Origin of the sequence: Paenibacillus glycanilyticus, assembly GCF_051200795.1 — a bacterium.
Classification (GTDB): Bacteria; Bacillota; Bacilli; order Paenibacillales; family Paenibacillaceae; genus Pristimantibacillus; species Pristimantibacillus glycanilyticus.
This window is the reverse complement of record NZ_CP195155.1, coordinates 2,004,558-2,025,383: the sequence shown is the minus strand read 5'-3', so window position 1 is coordinate 2,025,383 and position 20,826 is coordinate 2,004,558. Positions and strand designations below refer to the sequence as shown.

Annotated in this window: 19 protein-coding genes; 7 read left to right on the top strand and 12 right to left on the bottom strand. The window is 53.8% G+C overall.

Annotated features, from left to right (window positions below; all coding sequences use genetic code 11):
• Positions 1 to 28: 28 nt before the first annotated feature.
• Complete coding sequence (locus ACR9FF_RS09090; protein WP_435170491.1) at positions 29 to 925, bottom strand: alpha/beta fold hydrolase; 897 nt, start codon at positions 923 to 925, stop codon at positions 29 to 31.
• A gap of 123 nt (positions 926 to 1,048) precedes the next feature.
• On the opposite strand from ACR9FF_RS09090, the gene ACR9FF_RS09085 reads away from it, so the two are divergent.
• Positions 1,049 to 1,741 carry a helix-turn-helix domain-containing protein gene (locus tag ACR9FF_RS09085; protein ID WP_127498266.1) on the top strand — a complete coding sequence of 231 codons (693 nt, stop codon included), beginning with the start codon at positions 1,049 to 1,051 and terminating at the stop codon, positions 1,739 to 1,741.
• Positions 1,742 to 1,775: 34 nt separating this feature from the next.
• Here the strand turns inward: ACR9FF_RS09085 and ACR9FF_RS09080 are convergent, their stop codons facing one another.
• From ACR9FF_RS09080 to ACR9FF_RS09070, 3 genes are read right to left on the bottom strand one after another with little or no spacing between them, the layout of a single operon-like run.
• The gene (locus ACR9FF_RS09080; RefSeq protein ID WP_435170489.1) at positions 1,776 to 2,672 is read right to left on the bottom strand and encodes a DMT family transporter; all 897 of its coding nucleotides are present in this window, start codon (positions 2,670 to 2,672) and stop codon (positions 1,776 to 1,778) included.
• A 26-nt stretch (positions 2,673 to 2,698) separates the two neighbouring features.
• Entirely contained in the window at positions 2,699 to 3,373 is a 675-nt protein-coding gene (locus tag ACR9FF_RS09075; protein WP_127498272.1) for an LrgB family protein, read from the bottom strand.
• Positions 3,370 to 3,741 (bottom strand): CidA/LrgA family protein, encoded by a 372-nt coding sequence (locus ACR9FF_RS09070; protein ID WP_248757134.1) that lies wholly within the window; start codon positions 3,739 to 3,741, stop codon positions 3,370 to 3,372. The genes ACR9FF_RS09075 and ACR9FF_RS09070 overlap by 4 nt, the downstream gene beginning before the upstream one ends.
• A 109-nt stretch (positions 3,742 to 3,850) precedes the next feature.
• Here ACR9FF_RS09070 and cidR point away from each other — a divergent pair, with 109 nt between their 5' ends.
• Positions 3,851 to 4,741 (top strand): cidABC operon transcriptional activator CidR, encoded by an 891-nt coding sequence (gene cidR / locus ACR9FF_RS09065; RefSeq protein ID WP_435170486.1) that lies wholly within the window; start codon positions 3,851 to 3,853, stop codon positions 4,739 to 4,741.
• Between the two features lie 47 nt (positions 4,742 to 4,788).
• Here the strand turns inward: cidR and ACR9FF_RS09060 are convergent, their stop codons facing one another.
• Positions 4,789 to 5,115: a hypothetical protein gene (locus ACR9FF_RS09060; RefSeq protein WP_435170484.1), complete on the bottom strand. Its 327-nt coding sequence runs from the start codon at positions 5,113 to 5,115 to the stop codon at positions 4,789 to 4,791.
• A gap of 143 nt (positions 5,116 to 5,258) precedes the next feature.
• Here ACR9FF_RS09060 and ACR9FF_RS09055 point away from each other — a divergent pair, with 143 nt between their 5' ends.
• A complete protein-coding gene (locus tag ACR9FF_RS09055; protein WP_435170482.1) occupies positions 5,259 to 6,158 on the top strand; it encodes an SDR family oxidoreductase in 900 nt (299 codons plus the stop codon).
• On the opposite strand, the gene ACR9FF_RS09050 is transcribed toward ACR9FF_RS09055, so the two are convergent.
• The 4 genes from ACR9FF_RS09050 to ACR9FF_RS09035 form a co-directional block, all read right to left on the bottom strand.
• Positions 6,142 to 6,717, bottom strand: a complete 576-nt coding sequence (locus ACR9FF_RS09050; RefSeq protein ID WP_435170480.1) for a DUF1697 domain-containing protein — start codon at positions 6,715 to 6,717, stop codon at positions 6,142 to 6,144. The two genes, ACR9FF_RS09055 and ACR9FF_RS09050, sit on opposite strands and share 17 nt — an antisense overlap.
• Positions 6,718 to 6,720: 3 nt before the next feature.
• Positions 6,721 to 8,544 carry an ABC transporter ATP-binding protein gene (locus tag ACR9FF_RS09045; RefSeq protein ID WP_435170478.1) on the bottom strand — a complete coding sequence of 608 codons (1,824 nt, stop codon included), beginning with the start codon at positions 8,542 to 8,544 and terminating at the stop codon, positions 6,721 to 6,723.
• Positions 8,545 to 8,572: 28 nt separating this feature from the next.
• Entirely contained in the window at positions 8,573 to 8,998 is a 426-nt protein-coding gene (locus ACR9FF_RS09040; RefSeq protein WP_435170476.1) for a MarR family winged helix-turn-helix transcriptional regulator, read from the bottom strand.
• A gap of 97 nt (positions 8,999 to 9,095) precedes the next feature.
• The gene (locus ACR9FF_RS09035) at positions 9,096 to 9,839 is read right to left on the bottom strand and encodes a phytanoyl-CoA dioxygenase family protein (protein ID WP_435170474.1); all 744 of its coding nucleotides are present in this window, start codon (positions 9,837 to 9,839) and stop codon (positions 9,096 to 9,098) included.
• A gap of 151 nt (positions 9,840 to 9,990) precedes the next feature.
• Between ACR9FF_RS09035 and ACR9FF_RS09030 the strand changes: the two genes are divergently transcribed.
• A complete protein-coding gene (locus tag ACR9FF_RS09030) occupies positions 9,991 to 10,776 on the top strand; it encodes a helix-turn-helix domain-containing protein (RefSeq protein ID WP_435170472.1) in 786 nt (261 codons plus the stop codon).
• On the opposite strand, the gene ACR9FF_RS09025 is transcribed toward ACR9FF_RS09030, so the two are convergent.
• Positions 10,750 to 11,871, bottom strand: a complete 1,122-nt coding sequence (locus tag ACR9FF_RS09025; RefSeq protein WP_435170470.1) for a tetratricopeptide repeat-containing glycosyltransferase family 2 protein — start codon at positions 11,869 to 11,871, stop codon at positions 10,750 to 10,752. The two genes, ACR9FF_RS09030 and ACR9FF_RS09025, sit on opposite strands and share 27 nt — an antisense overlap.
• A gap of 228 nt (positions 11,872 to 12,099) precedes the next feature.
• Here ACR9FF_RS09025 and ACR9FF_RS09020 point away from each other — a divergent pair, with 228 nt between their 5' ends.
• Positions 12,100 to 14,775 carry an exosporium glycoprotein BclB-related protein gene (locus tag ACR9FF_RS09020; protein WP_435170468.1) on the top strand — a complete coding sequence of 892 codons (2,676 nt, stop codon included), beginning with the start codon at positions 12,100 to 12,102 and terminating at the stop codon, positions 14,773 to 14,775.
• A 40-nt stretch (positions 14,776 to 14,815) separates the two neighbouring features.
• On the opposite strand, the gene ACR9FF_RS09015 is transcribed toward ACR9FF_RS09020, so the two are convergent.
• The gene (locus tag ACR9FF_RS09015; protein ID WP_174806608.1) at positions 14,816 to 15,790 is read right to left on the bottom strand and encodes a glycoside hydrolase family 43 protein; all 975 of its coding nucleotides are present in this window, start codon (positions 15,788 to 15,790) and stop codon (positions 14,816 to 14,818) included.
• Between the two features lie 184 nt (positions 15,791 to 15,974).
• The gene (locus ACR9FF_RS09010) at positions 15,975 to 16,901 is read right to left on the bottom strand and encodes an NADP-dependent oxidoreductase (RefSeq protein WP_435170465.1); all 927 of its coding nucleotides are present in this window, start codon (positions 16,899 to 16,901) and stop codon (positions 15,975 to 15,977) included.
• Between the two features lie 139 nt (positions 16,902 to 17,040).
• On the opposite strand from ACR9FF_RS09010, the gene ACR9FF_RS09005 reads away from it, so the two are divergent.
• Positions 17,041 to 17,484 (top strand): MarR family winged helix-turn-helix transcriptional regulator, encoded by a 444-nt coding sequence (locus tag ACR9FF_RS09005; protein WP_435170463.1) that lies wholly within the window; start codon positions 17,041 to 17,043, stop codon positions 17,482 to 17,484.
• A 19-nt stretch (positions 17,485 to 17,503) separates the two neighbouring features.
• On the top strand, positions 17,504 to 20,779 hold the full coding sequence (locus ACR9FF_RS09000) for an SNF2 helicase associated domain-containing protein (protein ID WP_435170461.1): 3,276 nt from the start codon (positions 17,504 to 17,506) through the stop codon (positions 20,777 to 20,779).
• Positions 20,780 to 20,826 lie beyond the last annotated feature (47 nt).

Genomic DNA, 20,826 nt, shown 5'->3' with positions numbered 1-20,826 from the left:
ATTATAAAACAAAAAGGCGATACAGGCCCTAAGCCTGTACCGCTTTTTTGTTCAGCACCTGTTCAAAAGCTTCGTTGAAATACTGCATCACGTATTTCGCGACATGACATTCGAAGGAGGCGTAATCCGTTGCCACCTGCGATGGATCAATAATAAACTCGCGAATCCGTTCAAACGTAAATTGCGGCTGGTCAATGAATAACGTATTGGTTGCGCTAGGAACCACAACGACGGATGAATGCATAAGCAGCTGTGAGGACAACGCATTGGATGTCAGGGAGATCGAATCCTCGGAGCCGATCAGCGTCAGCGTAGGATGGGCCAACCGAGCGAAATCCTCGTTAACCGGCGTTTCCCCATACAATTCGAATGTATCGAAGTAAGTCTCCGGCGATACGGCCATATAGCCTGCAATGATTTTACGGTATAATGCATGCTCCTCCGTCAGCTTGAAGATTCCGTTAACCAAGCTTTCCGCAAGATTCAGCATGTTTCCTTTACTAATGAGCTGCTTGCGGCCTTGGATAATGGACGCTACCGTTTTTCTCGGCAAAAAGGCAGGCGTCGACAACAGAACAAGGCTTTTCACCAGCTCAGCATGCTCTATACTGAACTTTACGGCTAGGCTTGCGCCAAAGCCATGTCCGAGCAGGTGAACGGGACCAAGCTCGAGCTTGGTCAGCAGCATAAGTAAATCTTCGGTAAATAACTCCCAGCTTAAGGGAACGTCGCCTCTCTCCGTCAGGCCATGTCCCCGCAGATCCAGCAGAACAACCCGGTAATGCTCCTTGATAAAGGGAAGAATAGGCTCCCATATTTCCAGGTTAAGTCCCAATCCATGTATCAAAACAATCGTTTCCGAAGCGGATTCCGCGTTATATATCTGATAGTTGACCGGAATATCCCGTAATTGGATAAATGGCATAGAATCCTCCTACGACAATGAACTGCATCTATCATATCGCCATTACGTCCATCCGTCTGTTGACTTTAAGTCACATTGCGGATAATCTCAAAGGAGAATACTAGATTCTGGGGGCGGACTAACGTGGATATTCGCATCGAATTTGGACAGAGAATCAAAGAACTGCGTGCCCGGAGCGGAATGTCACAGGAGCATTTAGCCTATCGGGCCGGTCTTGACCGGAGTTACATAAGCGGTGTTGAGCGCGGGGAACGGAATGTCAGCATTATCAATATCGAGAAGATTGCCTCTGCCCTGCAAATCGGCGTTGCCTATCTATTCTCCGGCGAGCGCTTCTCTCCGAAGCAAGCCTACCAGCCGAAAGACTTCATCGTTCCTTTCAAGGACCGGGTGCATTACACGCTGGATCCGGATAAAAAACTGTTGTCGTTCCAGGTAAACGGATTGGCATCGGGTAAGCAGGACGTAGAATACATGTCCAATATTGTGCTTGGCATTTGCTCCGCATACGGGAAAGACGAGCTGGACGTTCTGGTGGATCATCGCGGCATGGTCACTTCCGACGGTGAGCCCGTCGTTTATTCCCCCGAAGTTGCGGAAAGAGCCGTACAATTCCAACAAGAGCTGACTTCCTACAGCAAAAAAGTGCTCGTGCTTTGCAATTCGGAGTTTATGGTCGAGCAACTCAACCATGTAGCGAAAGCAAGCGGCATTTTCGATAAAGCGTCCCATCTGTTCGACAAAGACAGGGATATGGTCGGCAAGGCATACGAAACTTTCGATATCCACGATCATCCTTTTATTCGGACAAACTAACAAAAAACCGCCTTCTTCTCAGGCGGTTTTTTCATTAGGAATGGACAACGCTTACGCGCCTAGGCCGGTTCACCAGATAGATGCTGCCAAGCACCAGAACAAGTCCTGCTAATAACGAATAGGTAAACGGCTCATGCAGGAACATGGTGCCGATCAGGATCGCAACCAGCGGAATCAGGAAGGTGAAGGACGCGACCTTGCTCGCCTCGCCCGAATCCATCAGCTTATAGAAGACAAGCCAGCCAAGCGCGATAACAAAGATGGAGATGAATAACAGGCTGAGAATAAATCGGCCGCTCCATACCACGTCCGACCAGCTTTCGGTGACGGAACCAAGCCCGGTCATAAACACGCCGCCGATTATGAGCTGCATCGTAACAAGCCAGATATTATCGACCTTGCCGCTCGACTTCTTCACATAGATCGTACCCAGTGCCCAGCTTAACGCTGAGCCAAGCGCAAGCAATATACCCGCCGCGGAAATATGCCCGGAAGCGCCACTCGCCCCGCTCGATATAACCCCTACGCCTGCAAAACCCAGAACCAGGCCGATGACTTTTAGCCCGTTCATCAGCTCGCCAAGCCATAACCATGAGAAAAGCCCGACCAGTACAGGCTGAAGAAAAACAATCGCCGAGAACAAACCGGCAGGAAGATACTGTATGCCAATCGTCTGAAGCCCGTAATACAGCACTACGTTAACGACTGCGGACAGGAGATAAATCGGCCAGGTCTGCCGAATTTGAAGCTGGCGGTACCTTGGGACCGCGGCCGCAAGGAGAAGCACGCCTCCTAGCAACGTTCTGACCCCAGAGAACAAGATGGGCGGCATATAATGAAGCGCGTATTTGGAAAGCGGCCAGTTGATCCCCCACACCAGCACCAGGAAAGTGATGAGTAATACGGTTTGCCGCTTCGATAAGGTTTGCATGATGATTGATCCTCTCTGATATTGCTTTAATGTCCCAGCAGGAGCGGTGTCAGAAATAACGTAATAATAGCCGTCAATATCATCGACACGCTGGATACGGTGCCCGAGATGCTGCCAAGCTCAAACGCTTTGGACGTCCCTGCCCCATGCGCGCTTGTTCCAAGCAGGATCCCACGTGCAACTTCGTTGCGGATCCGGAACAGACGGATAATGGGCGGCCCTACCAAAGACCCGAAAATTCCGGTCACCATGACGGCAACGGCCGTAATGGTCGGAATGCCGCCAATGGATTGGGACACATTCATGGCGATTGGGGTTGTCGCGGAGTGCGGAATAAGGCTGTAAATGATTTTGTCATTAAGGCCAAGGCCTTTCGCCAGCCATAATGACGAAGCAACGGCAGCAGCCGAGCCGGTTAATACGCTGATTATGATTTGCGCAGCATGCTTTTTGATAAGCTCAAAATGTCTGGACAACGGAATAGCGAAAGCAATCGTTGCCGGTCCCAGCATATCGGACAGCCAATGCGCGCCTGTGTTGTAGTCGGCGTAACTGGTTCGCGTCAAGGCCAGCAGCACAATCAGCACCACAGGCGTAACAATTAGCGGGGATAAAAACATAATCGGTTTATAACGGTAAATTTTTTGGGCCATTATATATACGAGAACGGTAATTAGCAGACTTACGGCTGCCATCATCATATGCGCGATTCCTCCTTGCGTTTAGCTACCCGCTGCGCCACCAGTCCGCTGCACAACATAACGATAACGGTGCCAAGCGTAATGACAAGCGCGATTTGAACGCCGGCGCTCATAATAAGCTGCTTGTAGCCAATAATGCCAACCGCGGGCGGAATAAAAAAGAGCAGCATCGTCGCAATAAGCCAATCGGAGCCGGACTCCACGAATTTGCGAGGAATTATTTTCGCCTGCAGCAGGATAAACAAGATTAGCATACCCAAAATGCTGCCGGGAACAGGCAAATGAAGCCATTCAACCATGTGGTTCATCAGCCACGAGAATACGATAAAGAATAAAACCTGAATGATTAATTTAACTGCGTAACGCATAACGGCCAACTCCCTTTAATGGAAGTGTACAGCAGCCTTTTTCATAGGTAAAATACATTTACAGAATGGTTTTCATTCCAATTATCTATGGATAAGGAGAAGCTTGCGCTTGGATATAAGACACTTGCAATATTTTGTGGAAGCCGCCCGTTTCCAAAGCTTCACGAAAGCCGCCCAATCCCTTTATATTACCCAGCCGACCATCAGCAAAATGATCAAAAATCTTGAAGAAGAGCTGGGAGTTGTCCTATTCGAACGGGTCGGCAAAAAAATCGTAATAACCGATGCCGGTTCGATTCTGCTCGAGCAAGCTCAGCAAATGGTCCAATCGTTCGGCAACATGAATTCGCGGCTGTCCGAGCTTATGGAGCTAAAGGTCGGACATATCCGCATCGGCCTGCCGCCTATGGTAGGGGTCACCTTTTTCCCCCGTATCATCGGAAAGTTTCGCGAGAAGTACCCCAAAATTACGATGCAGCTGTTTGAGCACGGCGCTAAGAAGGTCGAGGCCGAGGTAGGCTCGGGCGCGCTGGATATCGGGGTTATTCTGCTGCCGACGAATGAGGAGAAGTTCGAATCCTTCTGCTTCCTGCGGCAGGACCTGATGCTGGTTGTCCCTCCTTCGCATAAGCTCGCCAGCCGGAGCGAAGTGCCGCTTATTGAGCTTCAGGAAGAGCCGTTTCTATTCTTCCATGAGGAATTTACGCTGCATGACCGGATCATCGCCGAATGCGAGAAGCTGGGATTTCTGCCGGATGTCGTCTTCAAGAGCACCCAATGGGATTTCATCAGCGAGATGGTAGCCGCAAAGCTGGGAATCGCGCTGCTGCCCGAGGCGATATGCAGGGAGCTCGATCTGGAACGGCTTCGCATTATCCCGCTGACTTCGCCAAGTATTCCCTGGCATCTGGCCATGATCTGGCGCCGCGACAGCTACCAATCTTTCGCTACGCGCGAATGGATTTCTTTTGCGCGGGAGGCTCTTCAGCAAGCGCCGTGATGTTCATGAAAAAAGCCGTCCATGAATTGGACGGCTTTTATTATTCATTATTTATTTCTGCTAACCCGCGGTCCTCCCGGAGGCGGACCACCTGGGCCACCTAGGCCGCCTGGGCCTCCTATGCCCGGTCCACCCGGACCCGGTCCCGGACCGCCTATGCCCGGTCCAAATCCTGGTCCAAATCCCGGTCCAAATCCCGGCCCGCCCCATGGCGGACGCGGCGGCGGTCCCCAGCCCCACCACGGCGGACGTGGCGGTGGTCCCCAACCCCACCATGGAGGACGCGGCGGCTGCCAGCCCCATGGCGGCGGGAATCCGCCCGGCGAGCCCGGCGGAAAGCCTCCAGGGACAAATGTCCGATTAGATTTCGTCATTAGCAATTACTCCTTTATCAGAAAAGTAATTAAATGCCTGCGTTAGCGTATGCCAATACCCAGGGGTTGGTATAGGCAAACGTACACCTTCCCGGGAATAGGTGAATACCCTATAGCAAACTTTTCTGTTTTGGAGGCCCAGCATGATACCCTATTATCCTTATTACAGCCAGGAAACCAAATGCAAGCAGGTACCGGTGACCTTTCCGCCGCAGCATCAGGACCGACAGCCCGGCCTGGAATATCTTATGAATCCGACTCCGATCTCGGATAACCCGGAATACAGGGGCAGCGGCAAGCTGAAAGGCAAAGTCGCGATTATTACGGGCGGTGACAGCGGCATAGGCCGCGCCGTTGCGATCGGATTTTCCAAGGAAGGCGCGGATGTCGCAATCGTTTATTTGTACGAACGCGAAGACGCGCTGGCTACCAAGCGGATGGTGGAGCAATACGGGGGACGCTGCCTGCTGATCGAAGGCGATCTCAGAAAGCCGGAATTTTCCGCGGAGGTTGTCCAAAAAACAATCGGGCACTATGGCTGTCTGGACATCCTAGTCTTGAATCAAGCCGTGCAATTCCCGCAAAAATGCATTCTGGACATTTCCAACGAGCAGCTCGAGGATACGTACAGGACAAACATCTTCCCGCATTTCTATTTGACCAAAGCTGCCCTCCCCCACTTGAAGGCCGGAAGCTCCATTATTAGTACGGCATCCGTTACGGCCTATGCGGGAGCACCGCTGCTGGTTGATTATTCCTCGACCAAAGGCGCCATCGTCTCCTTCACCCGTTCCTTGTCTCTTCAGCTCGTAGGCTGCGGCATACGCGTAAACGCCGTTGCTCCCGGTCCGATCTGGACGCCGCTTATCGTATCGAGCTACTCTGCCGAATATGTCAAAAGCTTTGGCCTGGAGACGCCGATGAAACGCGCCGGCCAGCCATTCGAGCTAGCGCCTACTTATATTTATCTCGCATCCGACGATTCCTCGTTTGTTACCGGTCAAGTTCTGCATGTGAACGGCGGGGTCATGACGGAGACCTAGAAGATTCCATCCCGTCCGCAAGCGACACCAGCTTGTTAATCGTGTTCCAGTTGCGGACGGTGGAATGCACCCCAAGCTTTTCCGCCTTCACCGCAAGCTTGGAATTGCGAACCGTTTGATAGAACAGCAAATACAAATCCCGTACCTTGCTGCCGAATAGCTCCTCAGTCGTTTCGAACGACCGGAGCATATCGAGCTGCTCGGCTGCAGGCTCTTCCAGCATCATCGACACATACAGGGATTCCCCCTGCGCCGTGGCTGCCGCCGCCGCAAGCTGCTCTTCCGTAAACGGACAGCTTGCGGCGATAGCCCGCATCTCCTCCGCTGTCCGCATAATGACCTTGATCGAAAGCCCAAACACCGTGTCAATCTGCTGTTCAATCTGCTTCCGCAGCACGGCTTCTTCTTCATCCGACTTGAATAAAATATTGCCGCTCTGAATATACGTCTGGACATCCTGTAATCCGATAGCGGTTAATGCCTCGCGCAAGTCGGCCATCTTGATTTTGTTTTTTCCGCCGACGTTAATGCCCCGCAGCAACGCAATATTTACGGTCATGGGTCATTGCTCCTCCTTCATCCTCTCAAACTGCTTCGCATGCAAGTCTTTGTAAACCCCGTCTTGCTGAAGAAGCTCTTCGTGCCTGCCTTTTTCCACAATCGTTCCGTCCTGCACGACCAGTATTTGATCGGCCGCCATAATGGTGGACAACCGATGCGCAATCACGATACTTGTCTTATTCTGCAGCAGGACGCTCATTGCCTTCTGAATATAGTACTCGGATACCGTATCGAGAGAGGATGTCGCTTCATCCAAAATAATAATGGCCGGATCTTTGAGTAGAACCCTCGCAATGGAAATCCGCTGCTTTTCCCCGCCCGACAGCTTCATCCCCCGGTTGCCTACTACCGTGTCGTAGCCGTCCGGCAGCTCCATAATGAAGTCATGGATATAAGCCGCTTTGCATGCCTCCCTCATTTCCTCTTCCGAGGCTTCGTCATTGGCATACATCAGATTTTCCCGGATCGTCCCATTAAATAAATAACTGTCCTGGGTGACCAGGCCAATCTGCGACCGCAGCGACTCCAGCGTCATATCCTTGATATCCGCTCCGCCAATGCGGATACGGCCCGAGCTTCGCTCATAAAGCCGCGGCAGCAAGTTCGTAATGGTCGTCTTCCCCGCCCCGCTTGGACCAACAAGTGCAGTCATTGTCCCCGATTCGGCCGTAAACGAGATTTTCCTCAAAGCTGGTTTGTCTTTCTGATAAGCAAAGCTTACATCCTCAAAAACAATATTCTGCCCGGAAATATCCGCAGGCAGTGCCTCCGGCTTATTGACGATAACCGGCTCCATATCGAAATAGTCGAAAATCCGTTCAAACAAAGCAATCGAGCGGTTGATATCGACGTACAGATTCGTCATTTGGCCAAAGGGCCCGTAAATCCGCCCCAGCAAAGCAACAAAGCTGATAATTTCCCCTACCGATATCTCGCCTTGAATATACAAGTATCCGCCATACAAATAAATGAGCATAGGTCCAATCGTTGTAAACGTGGACAGCAGCATCATAAACCAGCGGCCGGCCATTGACTCCCTGATCTGCAGACGGGTGGATTCTGCGTTCACGGCCTTGAAGCCTTCATATTCCTTCCGTTCCTTCGTGAACAGCTTCATGAGCAGATAACCGCTGATGCTAAGCGTTTCCTGAATGATATGGTTCTGCTCGGACATCTTCTCCTGCGTCTCTTTGGCGATTTTCCAGCGGACACGGCCCATTTTGCGAGTTGGAAAAAGAAACAGGGGAACAACAATCATCCCCAGTATAGCCAGCTTCCAGTTCATGACGAACAGCGTTCCAAGCGTTGTCGCAAGAATAAACAGGTTGCTCGCAAAATTAACGACGGTGCTGTTGAACACCCCCTGAATGCCGGAAATATCGCTTGTCATTCTCGTAATGACTTCGCCCTGCTTCACGTTGGAATAGAACTGCATGGGCATCTTTTGCAGATGCCGGTACATCTGGTTTTTCATATCGTATACGATATTTTGCGAAATATAGGAATTGAGATAGCTCTGCAGCACGCCAAGCAGGCCGGACGCAACGGTTGCGGCAAGCGATATAAGCACCAGCTCCAAGAGCAGCCTCATATCTTTATTCGGGAGCGCTTCGTCCACGATGTGCTGAATAAAAATCGGAGGCAGCAGCCCCAATCCCGAGGATAGAAGCAAAATAAACAATACAACTACGGTTTGTTTCCAGTAAGGGACAAAATAAGCGGAGATGCGGACGAGCATCGCTTTCGTAATATTCGGCTTCGCTCCGTCATCATACTTCATCCTGTTAAAGCCCATTCCCCCTGGTCCTCCGTACATTCTGGACATCGGAACCCCTTCTTTCTTAAACGTCCGCTTAGAGATGGCTTAAGATCTGCTGATGAAGCTGATGCAGCTTGTCGACATCATCCGTAGACAGTTTCTCAAGCGCGCTGCTCAAGGCTTTATAAGAAGCCGCTACCTGATTGTACAGCTCGCACAGCTCCTCGCCGGCGGGCGTAATAAACAGCTGGATCTCTCTCCGGTCCTGCTCGGAGGGCTCCCGTACGACAAGCCCTTTCTCTACAAGCTGGTCAATATGAACGCTGACCCGGCTTTTGGCGAATACCAGCTTCTCCGTAAGCTCCTTCTGCTTCTGCCCCGGATTCAGCCGGACGGACTCCAAAATATTGATCTGATGCACGGTTAAGCCGAGATTAGCCGCACTGTGAAAAGCCAGCTTCTTCAGTTGGCGCGTAATCCGGAAAAAAGACTGGTAAATATCCATTGCATCTGCTGCCATCTTTTAAACACCTTCTTAGTTATCTTTGTAAACCGTTACGGTTGTAAACTAATTATACGCAAAAAGAAGAGAGCCTTCCAGCCCTCTGCTTGTGAACCTAATATAATGGATATTTCTGACGCAAATCCTCCCGGTGAAGCACATGGGAATCCTCGCGGATATAATGGCAGACATAGGAGCGGCGCCAGCGATCGTTGCTCCGGTTTTTGCCTGACGAATGGATGAGAAGCTCGCTGAAAAACAAGATGTCTCCCTTCTCCATCACAACGGGAATCTGCTTGCTTGTATCCACGCCTTCCGTCTCTTCGGTCCAGGGCTCATGCTCTTCGATGTTTTTGACCGAGCCATGCGGCAGCAGCCCCAGTGTATGGGTGCCCGGCATTACCCACAAGCAGCCGTTCTCGACATCGATCTGCTCCTCCATCGCCGTCCATGCCGCAATCATCGTCATCGGGTCATTCTTGATATAGTAGTAATCCTGATGGGCAGCCTGTCCCGGCGAACCAGGTTCTTTGTAGAAATACATGCTTTGCACGCATACCGCTTCTTTGCCCATCAGCTGCGCCAGCGCTCCGCGGACCAGCGCATGCTTCATCAGCTGTCTGGACATGCTGTCATGCTTATGAGGGTTAAAGAGACGCAGCGAATATTTTTTCGACTCCTCGCAAGCCGCCCACTCCGGCACCTGCGGCTGGTTCCTGATATCGTAAATGTGTCCGTTAAAGGCATCAATCAAATCGCTGGACATGCCTTTCTTCCATAACAAATATCCGTTTTCTCTGAAAAAGGCAATCTGTTCGTCCGTAAGGGGAGTAAGCGGAGCCGTATAAGTCGTATTCACTAATCATTCTCCTTTATGAATCATTTTGCTCGAGCGATACACTCATCGTACTCCCCCTAACCTAATCCGGACAATGGCTGCGAATTACACATTCGTATCTGTGATTGATATTTCGAGTTCATAGGATATACAATCGTTCTGAGGTGATTGTATGCACGTAGCATCAGCTGTAGCCGGCTCGGTCGTTTATCCCCCTGGAGGAAAATTCGGCCCTCGTATCCAACAGGATTTTCAGCTTGTGATGCTATATACCGGAGAGATGTCCGTCACGATCGACGGCCGGGAGCTCCACGTCCAGCCCGGACATGTCGTTCTGCTTATGCCCGGGCGTGAAGAGCAGTTCGTCTTCTCGCGAACCGAGGATACCTGGCACCGCTGGATTGCGGTACATGTGCCGGAGCTGGCGGAACAGACCCGGGAATCGTTCCGGCTGCTGCCGGAATGCCTGCCGCTCACGGAAGAAATGAATCGGCTTACGGATCTCCTGCTCCGTCTTCAGCGGGATGCATCGCCAACCGACCCCGTCATGCAGCAGCTTGGACTAGCCGCTTTGCACTTGTATCCCATTGAATCCAAGCGGTCCTTGGAGCAGAAGGAGAAGCATCCTGCGATTTATGCGGCATTAGCCTGGATTCGCGAGCATTATGCCGAAGAGGTGGCTTTAAAGGAAATGGCGGCTGCCGCAAACGTTTCTCCCGAGCATCTGGTAAGACTGTTTAAGCAATATGAGCAAACCACGCCCTTCCAATACCTATGGAGCTACCGTATCCAGAAAGCGGTGGAACTGCTCAACAATACAGGTCTAACCGTCACGGAGATTGCCCAGCGCTGCGGCTTTAAGACCTCCCATCATTTCGCCAGGCAGCTTAAGCAAGCTACCGGCCGTACCGCCTCCGAGCTCCGGCAATTATCATGGAGCGGTCTGCGTAAGGCTTAAATCGGATGCTTCCAGCGCCTGCGCCGGTAGTAGCAGCCCTTCAAGGTAGGTTTTATTATGTTGGACAGACGGGTGATCCGGGCGGTAGGCGCGTGCAATTTCATTATGCTCGTAGGCTTTCAGCCATTCTCCAAGCTTGTCATAACAGACGCAAAGCTGCAGATGAGGCAGCCAGGTTGAACAGGAAGTATTTTGCATCGACCATGCCTCATCCTGCTTTGGCGCCCGCAAAGCGGATTCATACCAGAAAGCGGCCGTTTCATACGAGCCTTTTTGCAGATGGTAATAACCGATCCGGCAGCAATTGTCTGCTTTTGGACTTCCATAGCTGAAGGAACGGAGTGCGGATTCGAGCGCCAGCTCCTGATTGCCCAATGCCGCATAACAATCCGCAAGCTTGCCGCAAGCCGCTATATTGTCCTCCACCCATCCCTTATTGGATTGAAGAAACAGGCCGTAAAAATGGACCGCTCTCTCATTAAGGCTATGATCCTTTAATTCATTGGCGTAATAGTACAAATCTCTTGGACTTAATTCTTCGCCCTTGGCAAGCCGCTGCTCGTAGATCCGCAGATTCCGGTCACTGTCATGTCTCGTGCTGGCATGAGTAACCGCAATATCCGAAGCGCTAGCGACCCCGTACACCTCCAAATATTCATGAACGGCGCCAATCCAGCGGAAATTTCGCGAACGCTTCACCAACCGGTTGCGGCGCAGCCTGTTAATTACCTGCCCGGACTCGTCCTGCGTCAAATTGTAGAACATCGACACGGTATCCACTTCCGTTGACAGGGATGATTTGAGCTCGAGCAGCTTCACCTGATCCTCTTCTTTAAAAATATCATCCGCATCCAGCCACAATATGTATTCGCAGGTTGCCTTCCCGAAAGCGAAGTTCCTTGCCGCGGCAAAATGATCAATCCACTCGAAATCGTAGATCTTTGGCGTGTAATCGGAAGCAATTTCTTTGGTCCTGTCCAAGGATCCCGTATCAACGACAATAATCTCGTCCGCAATTCCTTTCACCGAATCCAGGCATCGTGCCAGAACATCCTCCTCATTCCTCACAATGAGACAAAGGCTGATACTAATCATCGCCCAGAACCCTCCCTTATTCGAACTTTTCCGCCGAGTTCCGACAGTTCTCGATAGACAAGTCTTCGTTTTCGTTTAGCCATAAAGAATATTACTAATTTATGGAACATATTTTTCAATATTCCATTTTCCCGGCGTGTGCGATGAGGTGAAGAAGGAAGGGAGATAGCTTGCCGCAAGCCTAAGCAATGTCAATAGTCAAACATGCATCCAGAGGAGTGATAAAGGATGGCCACAGGTCCAATCCCAATTACGGCATCACAATTAGCTTCCATGCAAAATGTATTAACCGATTTGTCCAATCTGCTGCCAAATGTTCTGGAGAACCCGACATCCAGCCGCGTGTCTCAACTGATTACCATATTAAATGAGCTTCGATCTCTCGTATTAAGCATTGATTTTGATGCGAATGAACAGTCCGCGCTGCTTTCCCTTCTTGAAAATCAAATTACCCTTGTCGAAACGGTACCGTTCTCTCCGATTGGAACGGTTATTTTAACGGAATCTCTTATCAATATTCTTGGAGCGGATGCCTTATTATTCGATATTCCTCCGGCCTCCAAGGACTCCCTCATCGGCCAGATCCGGACCATCTCCCGTCAGCTTGCCATGATCCTCCCCGTCATCAGTCCGTCAACCGGACCTCAAGGCCCTGCGGGGATTGCGGGACCTGCCGGGCCCGCTGGACCCGCTGGACCGGCAGGGGCAGCAGGACCGGCTGGACCAGTTGGACCAGCCGGAGCAGATGGCGCGATTGGCGCGACCGGGGCGACGGGTGCGACCGGGGCGGGTCTCGCCGGCATTACGGTCTACAATCCTCTAAGCTCTTCATCTTATCCTTTTGGCCAACTTGTCGCTTATGAGGGCGATACTTATTTAGTTTTGGTCTCGGGTCCAACAGGCGAACCAGACTCTTCTCCTGATTATTTATATCTCTCTGGAGACCCTGCCGGAGCTACTGGCGCGACCGGCGCAACGGGCGCTACTGGCGCGACCGGCGCAACGGGCGCTACTGGCGCGACCGGCGCAACGGGCGCTACTGGCGCGACCGGCGCAACGGGCGCTACTGGCGCGACCGGCGACACTGGCGCGACCGGCGACACTGGCGCGACCGGCGACACTGGCGCGACTGGCGCGACTGGGGCGACCGGCGCAACGGGCGACACTGGTGCGACCGGCGCTACTGGCGCTACTGGCGACACTGGGGCAACCGGCGCTACCGGCGCAACGGGCGTCACTGGGGACACTGGCGCGACGGGTGCGACAGGCGTCACTGGCGCGACCGGGGATACCGGCGCCACTGGCGCGACGGGTGACACCGGGGTGACGGGCGCAACGGGCGTCACTGGGGACACTGGCGCTACCGGCACAACAGGCGCGACGGGTGCGACGGGCGTCACTGGCGCTACTGGGGCGACGGGCGACACCGGGGTGACGGGCGCAACGGGCGTCACTGGGGACACTGGCGCTACCGGGGCGACGGGCGCGACGGGCGCAACGGGCGCGACGGGCGCAACGGGCGCGACTGGGGCGACGGGCGCGACTGGGGCGACGGGCGCGACGGGTGCGACCGGCACTACCGGGGACACTGGCGCTATCGGTGCAACGGGCGACACTGGCGCTACCGGTGCGACGGGCGCGACGGGCGCAACGGGCGCAACGGGCGCAACGGGCGCGACGGGCGCAACGGGCGCGACGGGCGACACTGGCGCTACCGGGGACACTGGCGTTACGGGCGCTACCGGGGACACCGGCGCTACCGGGGACACCGGCGCTACTGGCGCGACCGGCGCTACTGGCGCGACCGGCGACACTGGGGCCACTGGCGCGACCGGTGCTACTGGCGACACTGGGGCCACTGGCGCGACTGGCGCGACCGGCGACACTGGGGCCACTGGCGTGACCGGCGCTACTGGCGCGACCGGCGCGACTGGCGACACTGGCGCGACTGGCGCGACTGGTGATACTGGCGACACTGGCGACACCGGTGCTACTGGCGCGACCGGCGCTACTGGCGCGACCGGCGACAATGGGGCCACTGGCGCGACCGGCGACACTGGGGCCACTGGCGCGACCGGCGCGACTGGCGCGACTGGCGCGACTGGCGCGACTGGCGACACTGGGGCCACTGGCGCGACTGGCGCGACCGGCGCTACTGGCGACACTGGCGCTACCGGCGACACTGGTGCCACCGGTGCTACTGGCGCTACTGGCGCTACCGGCGCTACTGGCGCGACTGGCGACACTGGAGCCACTGGCGCTACTGGCGCGACCGGCGACACTGGGGCCACTGGCGCTACTGGCGCTACCGGCGCTACGGGCGCTACCGGCGCGACTGGCGTAGGCGCCACGGGAGCAACTGGTGCGACGGGCTCAGCCGGCTCCGGCGCAATTATTCCTTTTGCTTCCGGTACGCCTGCCGTCTTGACTACTGTACTGGGAGGGCTGTTAAACACCTCTACGTTGACCGCTTTCGGAACCAACGCTGCGGGGGTTACCGTTACAGGCGGCACGATTGACTTGACCGGTTCTGCAGGTCTACTCCTGAACATGGCATTCTCCGCGCCGCGTACCGGAACAATCACCTCTTTAGCCGCTTACTTCAGTACAACGGCAGCCTTAACACTGGTAGGCTCGACGATCACTATTACAGCCCAGCTCTTCGAATCCGCAACGCCAAACAACACCTTTACGGCAGTCCCTGGCGCTTTGGTAACCTTAAGTCCGGCTCTAACCGGAACTCTAGCTCTTGGTACAATTTCTTCCGGTCTGACTACCGGACTCTCCATTCCCGTGACGGCCGGTACTCGCCTGCTCCTTGTCTTCTCGGCTTCCGTAACGGCGGGGGTGGATGTCGCAACTACCGTTGCCGGCTATGCAAGCGCGGGATTAACCATCGTATAGCAATAAAGAAAGCACGGAGCCATGGCTCCGTGCTTTCTTATTAGTTATTGTAAGGATCAATCGTTTGAATCGTGCCGTCTTCGTTATACTTAAGCTCGGTAAACTTCACGCTCCGCTTATGGTCGACGCCTCCGGAAAGGGATGCATCATGGTAGAACAAGTACCACTTATCCTGGAATTCCACGATGGAGTGGTGGGTTGTCCAACCAATTACCGGCGTCAGAATAGTACCCTTGAAGACAAAAGGTCCTTGCGGGTTGTCGCCAATGGCATACACAAGCTTATGAGTCGAGCCCGTCGAATACGACAGATAGTACTTGCCATTGTATTTGTGAACCCACGGTCCTTCGAAATAACGGCGGTCTTCGTCGCCGGCAAGCAGCGGATTGCCTTCCTCGTCCACGATGGAAATCTCTTTCGCCTCGGATTTGAAGGTCAGCATGTCGTCGCTCAGTTCCGCGACGCGTGGACCAAGAGCAGGTCCGTTTACATCCGGATCAGCGGCATCGGCAACAAATTCGCCGGTTGTCCATTTCTCCAGCTGTCCGCCCCACAAACCGCCGAAGTACATGTAGGCTCTGTTATCTTCATCCACGAGAACGGCAGGATCGATGCTGAAGCTGCCGGGAATATAGTTTTCTTCTGCCTTGAAAGGCCCTGCCGGAGCTGCGCTGGTTGCTACGCCGATACGGAATACGCCTTCTTTATCTCTGGCCGGGAAATACAAGTAATAAGTATTGTTCTTGAATGCGGCATCCGGTGCCCACATTTGCTTGGAAGCCCAAGGCACATCCTTCACATGAAGAGCTTCGCCGTGATCGACACACGGTGAATTGGCGTCATCCATGGATAAAATGTGATAATCCTCCATCTGATATTGGTCACCGTTATCGTTAGTCGGTCCGTCATGATCGAGGTCATGGGAAGGATAAATATAAATTTTGCCTTCGAAAACATGCGCAGAAGGATCTGCCGTAAAAATATGCGTTACGATTGGTTCATTTGGTTTGGACATGTGCTTAATCTCCTTTTCGCGCATAACTGGTACCATGCTAATACACCTTTTTTATTCTAACTTTATTCGGCCGACGTTAAACTACATAAATTAAAGAACATTGTTTGTAAAATTAAGATTTCAGCGCAAAAAAACCGTGCAATCGGCGGATTACACAGGTTTTTTGCCATTTTCTGCACAACTATCATTCTCCAACGGCAAGAACGATACGCCCGCGGCCATGTCCCGCTTCCGACCGGGTATGAGCTTCGCGTGCCTCTCCAAGTGGATATACAGCCTGTACTTGCGTTTGGACAACGCCTGTTCGGATCAACTCCGCGATATCCTCCAAGTCCTGCTTGGAGGCCAGCGCTGAGCGAAGCACTCGCACGCCCTCCCGCTGTCCCCGCTCTATCGGAGGCTGGCCCGCAATGGTAAGCAAAGCCCCTCCCGGCTTGATAAGCGGCCAGGAACGTTCCAGCACAGCTCCGCCAATCGTATCCAGCACAAAATCCGCCTCCTGCCCCAGTCCCGCTTCAAACGGCCCGGCGGTATAATCAATGGCATGATCCACGCCAATGGATCGGATAAAATCCATATTCGAAGGACCCGCCGTTCCGATAACATAGGCTCCTTTCCATTTGGCGAACTGGACGGCAAACAAGCCTACTCCGCCGCCCGCGCCATGGATAAATACGCGGTCCCCGGCCTTAATGCCCGCGTTGTTGATCGCACGCCAGGCGGTTGTTGCTCCTCCAGAGATTGTTGCTGCTTCGGCAAAACCGATGGAAGAAGGCTTAAGCGCAACCGAATCCGCCGCGACGGTTGTATATTCCGCGTAGGTCCCGTTTGTGCTCCTTCCGAATACCTCCTGCCCGCCTATAAGTCCGGTCACTCCCGGACCCGCGCTTTCGATTACGCCGGCAAAAGCCGTCCCCGGTATGACGGGGAATTTAACAGGCATCGGGAACATCCCTTTGCGGATTTTCCAATCCACGGGAAGCACTCCGGCAGCCGCAATGCGGATCAGCACCTCCCCTTCCTGAGGAACCGGCTTTGGAGCTTCCTCCAGCAGCAGCACCTCGGGTCCCCCGAATCGATAATAACGGATGGCTTGCATCGTTTGAGCCATGGGAATTAGCCCTCCTTATTGGAATGTCCTGCGGAATCGTGTAAAATCAAAATACGGAATGAACACATATTGAGTATACTCACTAATTATTCAATAAGTAGACTATAAGAATTCATGCGTCAAAAGTCAAGGAGGAACTATGGCAGCATCCGAAACAACAATACCATCAGCCGGCCACCTGCTGGAAACGCTGCTCCGGACAACCCACCGGCTGCATCTCCGGTTCGAAGCCCAATTATCCGCCTTCGAGGTTCCGGAATATTTGTCCGGACCAAGGCTGCGCTTCCTCGTCTCCGTCGCCGAAGCCGGACAAATTCGGATGAGCGATATCGCCGCAAAGCTTGGCATCAAGCCGCGTACCGTTACGCAATTCGTGGATGCGCTTGAGCAGGAGAGGCTGATCATCCGACTGCCTGATCCGGAAGACCGCCGGGCTACCTTTATCCAATTGTCCGAAATAGCGCCTCCCCTTATCCAACAAGCGCGGCTTGCGATGAGCGAGTCGGCAGACATGGTTCTCGCTTCGATGTCGCCGGAGGACCGCGGCGAGCTGCTGCGTTTGCTGCATCAACTGAGCGAATAGCCGGAAAGGATTACAGCTTATGAGCTTTCAATATACCGATGATGATGTCCGGGTATTATGCGGCCGGTTCGCCTTCGAGGAAGGGGAATCCATCTGGCAGGCGGGCGGAGTGACGATATTGCGGTATGACCCGGACAAGCCGTACTGCGAAGCCAATGTCCGGACGAACCGCGATCTGATCGTAACGGCTACCCGCATACGTGGCGAGATCGTGGCAACCTGCACCTGCCCGGACTTTGATCCCGAAGATAAATATTGCGAACATGTCGCAGCCATGCTGCTGCATCTGTTGGAGCTACCCGAGCTGCCCGAAGAAGCGATGAACCTGGCCCGCATCTCGGCAAGCGACCAGCTGCTGTCGTCAAGCATATTGGACTTATTCGGCAGCCGCGAACGGGGACAGTCAACTCTTCTTGGCAGTACGCGTTATGTAAGAGACACCCGCATCCCCGTTGAAGTTCAGTTCACCTGCGTGATCTTCTCGAGCGGTTACCGGAACTACCGGATCGGAATCGAGCTGCGCACGGGACTTGGAAGACTGTACGTGGTGCCGGATATCCGCGCATTTATAGAAGGAATCGCTTTGAACGTTACTCGCACCTTCTCCAAGCAGTTTACGTTTAACCCCGCTGAGCATCGTTTCCGTAATGAGGATTACGCCTTGCTGGGCGAATTAGCCCGAATCAGCAGAAACGAAGCACTGTATCAGGAAGAGGCCGCGCCTTCTGGCGGGAAGGCGCGCGGAAAGCAAAACAACCGGATGCTGATGATCCCTCCTGCGGATTGGCCAACCGTGCTGCCTTTGCTTACTGCCTGCCCTTCCGTGCTGATTGATCAGGAGGGTACCGTTACTGCCGGCCTGCAAATAGACGAGGATGCCTCCCCCGTCCGGTTCGAATTCGGCGAGCAGGACGAGAGCGGCTTTCAGCTAAATGTTGAAGGCTTGGACAAGATTACCGTTTTAACCGCCTACAACATGGTATTAAGCGAAGGCCGGATGAAGCAGCTTCCCGAAGCCTCATGCAAACAGCTGGCCGATTTCAAAAATATGCTGGACGCCTCGCACCGGCAGCATGTCGTCATCTCGCCGGAACAGATCGAGCCTTTTATGGAGAAGGTTGTCCCGGAGCTGATGAAGCTTGGAAAGGTTCAGGTAACCCGAAGCGTCTCGGAAAAAATCGTGCAAACTCCCCTGCAGGCAAGACTCTATCTGGACCGGATTCGGGAACGGCTGCTCGCCGAGCTGGAGTTTCAATACGGGGATATCAAGATTAACCCGCTGGCGGCCCATACGGACTATAAGACCGAGGACCGGATTCTTCTCCGGGATGGAGACAAGGAAAATCAGATCCTCGATATCATGGAGCAAAGCGGCTTTATTACGACGGAGCTTGGCTACTACATGCAGGATGAGGAAAGCGAATACGAGTTTCTGAGACATACCATTCCGAAGCTGGAAAAGCTGCTGCAGGTTCATGCTACCTCGGCCGTTAAGACGCGGATCGTTGTCCCGAATACTCCGCCATTGCTGAAGGTTGAAGTGGACGAGAGAACCAACTGGCTGGAATTCAAGTTCGAGCTGACCGGCATTTCCGACGACGAGATCCGAAGCGTGCTTCGCTCTATCGTGGAGAAGCGCCGATACCACCGGCTTCAGGAAGGCGCGCTGCTGCCGCTCGAAGGCAAGGAATACGAAGCCATTACGAGGATTATTAACGAGACGGGCTTCCTCCGTACGGACCTGAATCAATCCGTCTTCCGCATCCCGGTGGCGCGCGGACTCCATCTCGGGGATTTCGAGAATGAAGGAAGAACGATTCAGCTCGGCAAGTCGCTTCGCAAGCTTCTCGCTCATATCCGCAACCCGGATCACCTGGAATTTGAAGTACCGGCTACTCTGCGGCATGTGCTGAGGGATTATCAGGCCTACGGCTTCCAATGGATGAAGACGCTGGCCCATTACCGGTTCGGAGGCATTCTGGCGGATGATATGGGACTTGGCAAAACGATTCAAAGCATCGCGTTCCTTCTCTCCTGTCTTCCGGAGATCAGGGAAATGGAGCAGCCTGCCATTATCGTTACGCCGGCATCCCTTATGTACAACTGGCTTAGCGAGCTGAAGAAGTTTGCTCCGGAGATCCGAGTCGTCATCGCAGATGGAACAAGACCGGAAAGAGCGGCCAAGCTCAGGTCTCTGAAAGGAATCGACGTCGTTATCACGTCGTACCCGCTGCTCCGCAGGGATGTCGAGCTGTACGTACAACGCTTCTATCATACGGTTATCTTGGACGAAGCGCAGGCATTCAAAAATCATGCGACTCAAACCGCGCAGGCCGTAAAAGCCTTGCAGGCCAAGAACCGGTTCGGGTTAACCGGTACTCCGCTTGAGAACAGAGTCGAGGAGCTATGGTCCATTTTTGGCGCCGTGTTCCCCGAGCTGTTCCCTGCCCGCAAGGTTTTCTCCGACCTGCCGAGGGAAAACATCGCGCGTCGCGCGCGCCCTTTCCTGCTTCGCCGCCTGAAATCCGACGTGCTGAAGGAGCTGCCGGACAAAATCGAGACCCTCCAGGCCACCAGTCTGCTGCCGGAGCAGAAGAAGCTGTACGTCTCGTATTTGGCCAAGCTGCGTACGGAAACCGTCAAGCATCTGGATAATGACCGGAGCTTCCAGCAGAACCGAATCAAGATACTGGCAGGACTAACGCGGCTGCGTCAAATCTGCTGCCATCCCGCCCTCTTCATTACCGATTACGAAGGAAGCTCCGCCAAGTTCGAGCAGCTGTTCGAGATCGTGGAGGAATGCCGCAGCACCGGCAAACGGATGCTCATCTTCTCGCAGTTCACCGAGATGCTGGGTCTCATCAGCAAAGAACTGGTCCGCCAAGGCATCTCTTATTTCTACCTCGACGGCAGTACCAAAGCCGCGGAACGGGTAGAGCTGTGCAACCGGTTCAACGACGGGGAGAAGGACATCTTCCTCGCATCGCTTAAAGCGGGCGGAACAGGACTTAACTTGACCGGCGCCGATACCGTAATTTTGTATGATTTGTGGTGGAACCCTGCCGTTGAGCAGCAAGCCGCTGACCGGGCGCACCGGATTGGACAGACCAAGGTGGTTCAGGTCATCCGGCTGGCCGCCCACGGCACGGTTGAAGATAAGATGTACGCGCTGCAGGAACGGAAGAAAAATATGATCGACGACATTATCCGGCCCGGCGAAGAGCAGCTGTCTTCGCTTACCGATGCGGATATCCGCGAGATATTGGCGATTGGCGCCGATGAGCGGGATTTGTAAGAGGAAATTGAATAGACAAAAAAATTCGGCTGTGCAAATGGGGTCAG

What these genes read in the sequence shown, in the direction of transcription:
- ACR9FF_RS09090 (WP_435170491.1), bottom strand. Translation starts at nt 925, where the DNA reads ATGCCATTTATCCAATTACGGGATATTCCGGTCAACTATCAGATATAT.
- ACR9FF_RS09080 (WP_435170489.1), bottom strand. Translation starts at nt 2,672, where the DNA reads ATGCAAACCTTATCGAAGCGGCAAACCGTATTACTCATCACTTTCCTG.
- ACR9FF_RS09075 (WP_127498272.1), bottom strand. Translation starts at nt 3,373, where the DNA reads ATGATGATGGCAGCCGTAAGTCTGCTAATTACCGTTCTCGTATATATA.
- ACR9FF_RS09070 (WP_248757134.1), bottom strand. Translation starts at nt 3,741, where the DNA reads ATGCGTTACGCAGTTAAATTAATCATTCAGGTTTTATTCTTTATCGTA.
- ACR9FF_RS09060 (WP_435170484.1), bottom strand. Translation starts at nt 5,115, where the DNA reads ATGACGAAATCTAATCGGACATTTGTCCCTGGAGGCTTTCCGCCGGGC.
- ACR9FF_RS09055 (WP_435170482.1), top strand. Translation starts at nt 5,259, where the DNA reads ATGATACCCTATTATCCTTATTACAGCCAGGAAACCAAATGCAAGCAG.
- ACR9FF_RS09050 (WP_435170480.1), bottom strand. Translation starts at nt 6,717, where the DNA reads ATGACCGTAAATATTGCGTTGCTGCGGGGCATTAACGTCGGCGGAAAA.
- ACR9FF_RS09045 (WP_435170478.1), bottom strand. Translation starts at nt 8,544, where the DNA reads ATGTCCAGAATGTACGGAGGACCAGGGGGAATGGGCTTTAACAGGATG.
- ACR9FF_RS09040 (WP_435170476.1), bottom strand. Translation starts at nt 8,998, where the DNA reads ATGGCAGCAGATGCAATGGATATTTACCAGTCTTTTTTCCGGATTACG.
- ACR9FF_RS09030 (WP_435170472.1), top strand. Translation starts at nt 9,991, where the DNA reads ATGCACGTAGCATCAGCTGTAGCCGGCTCGGTCGTTTATCCCCCTGGA.
- ACR9FF_RS09025 (WP_435170470.1), bottom strand. Translation starts at nt 11,871, where the DNA reads ATGATTAGTATCAGCCTTTGTCTCATTGTGAGGAATGAGGAGGATGTT.
- ACR9FF_RS09020 (WP_435170468.1), top strand. Translation starts at nt 12,100, where the DNA reads ATGGCCACAGGTCCAATCCCAATTACGGCATCACAATTAGCTTCCATG.
- ACR9FF_RS09015 (WP_174806608.1), bottom strand. Translation starts at nt 15,790, where the DNA reads ATGTCCAAACCAAATGAACCAATCGTAACGCATATTTTTACGGCAGAT.
- ACR9FF_RS09010 (WP_435170465.1), bottom strand. Translation starts at nt 16,901, where the DNA reads ATGGCTCAAACGATGCAAGCCATCCGTTATTATCGATTCGGGGGACCC.
- ACR9FF_RS09005 (WP_435170463.1), top strand. Translation starts at nt 17,041, where the DNA reads ATGGCAGCATCCGAAACAACAATACCATCAGCCGGCCACCTGCTGGAA.
- ACR9FF_RS09000 (WP_435170461.1), top strand. Translation starts at nt 17,504, where the DNA reads ATGAGCTTTCAATATACCGATGATGATGTCCGGGTATTATGCGGCCGG.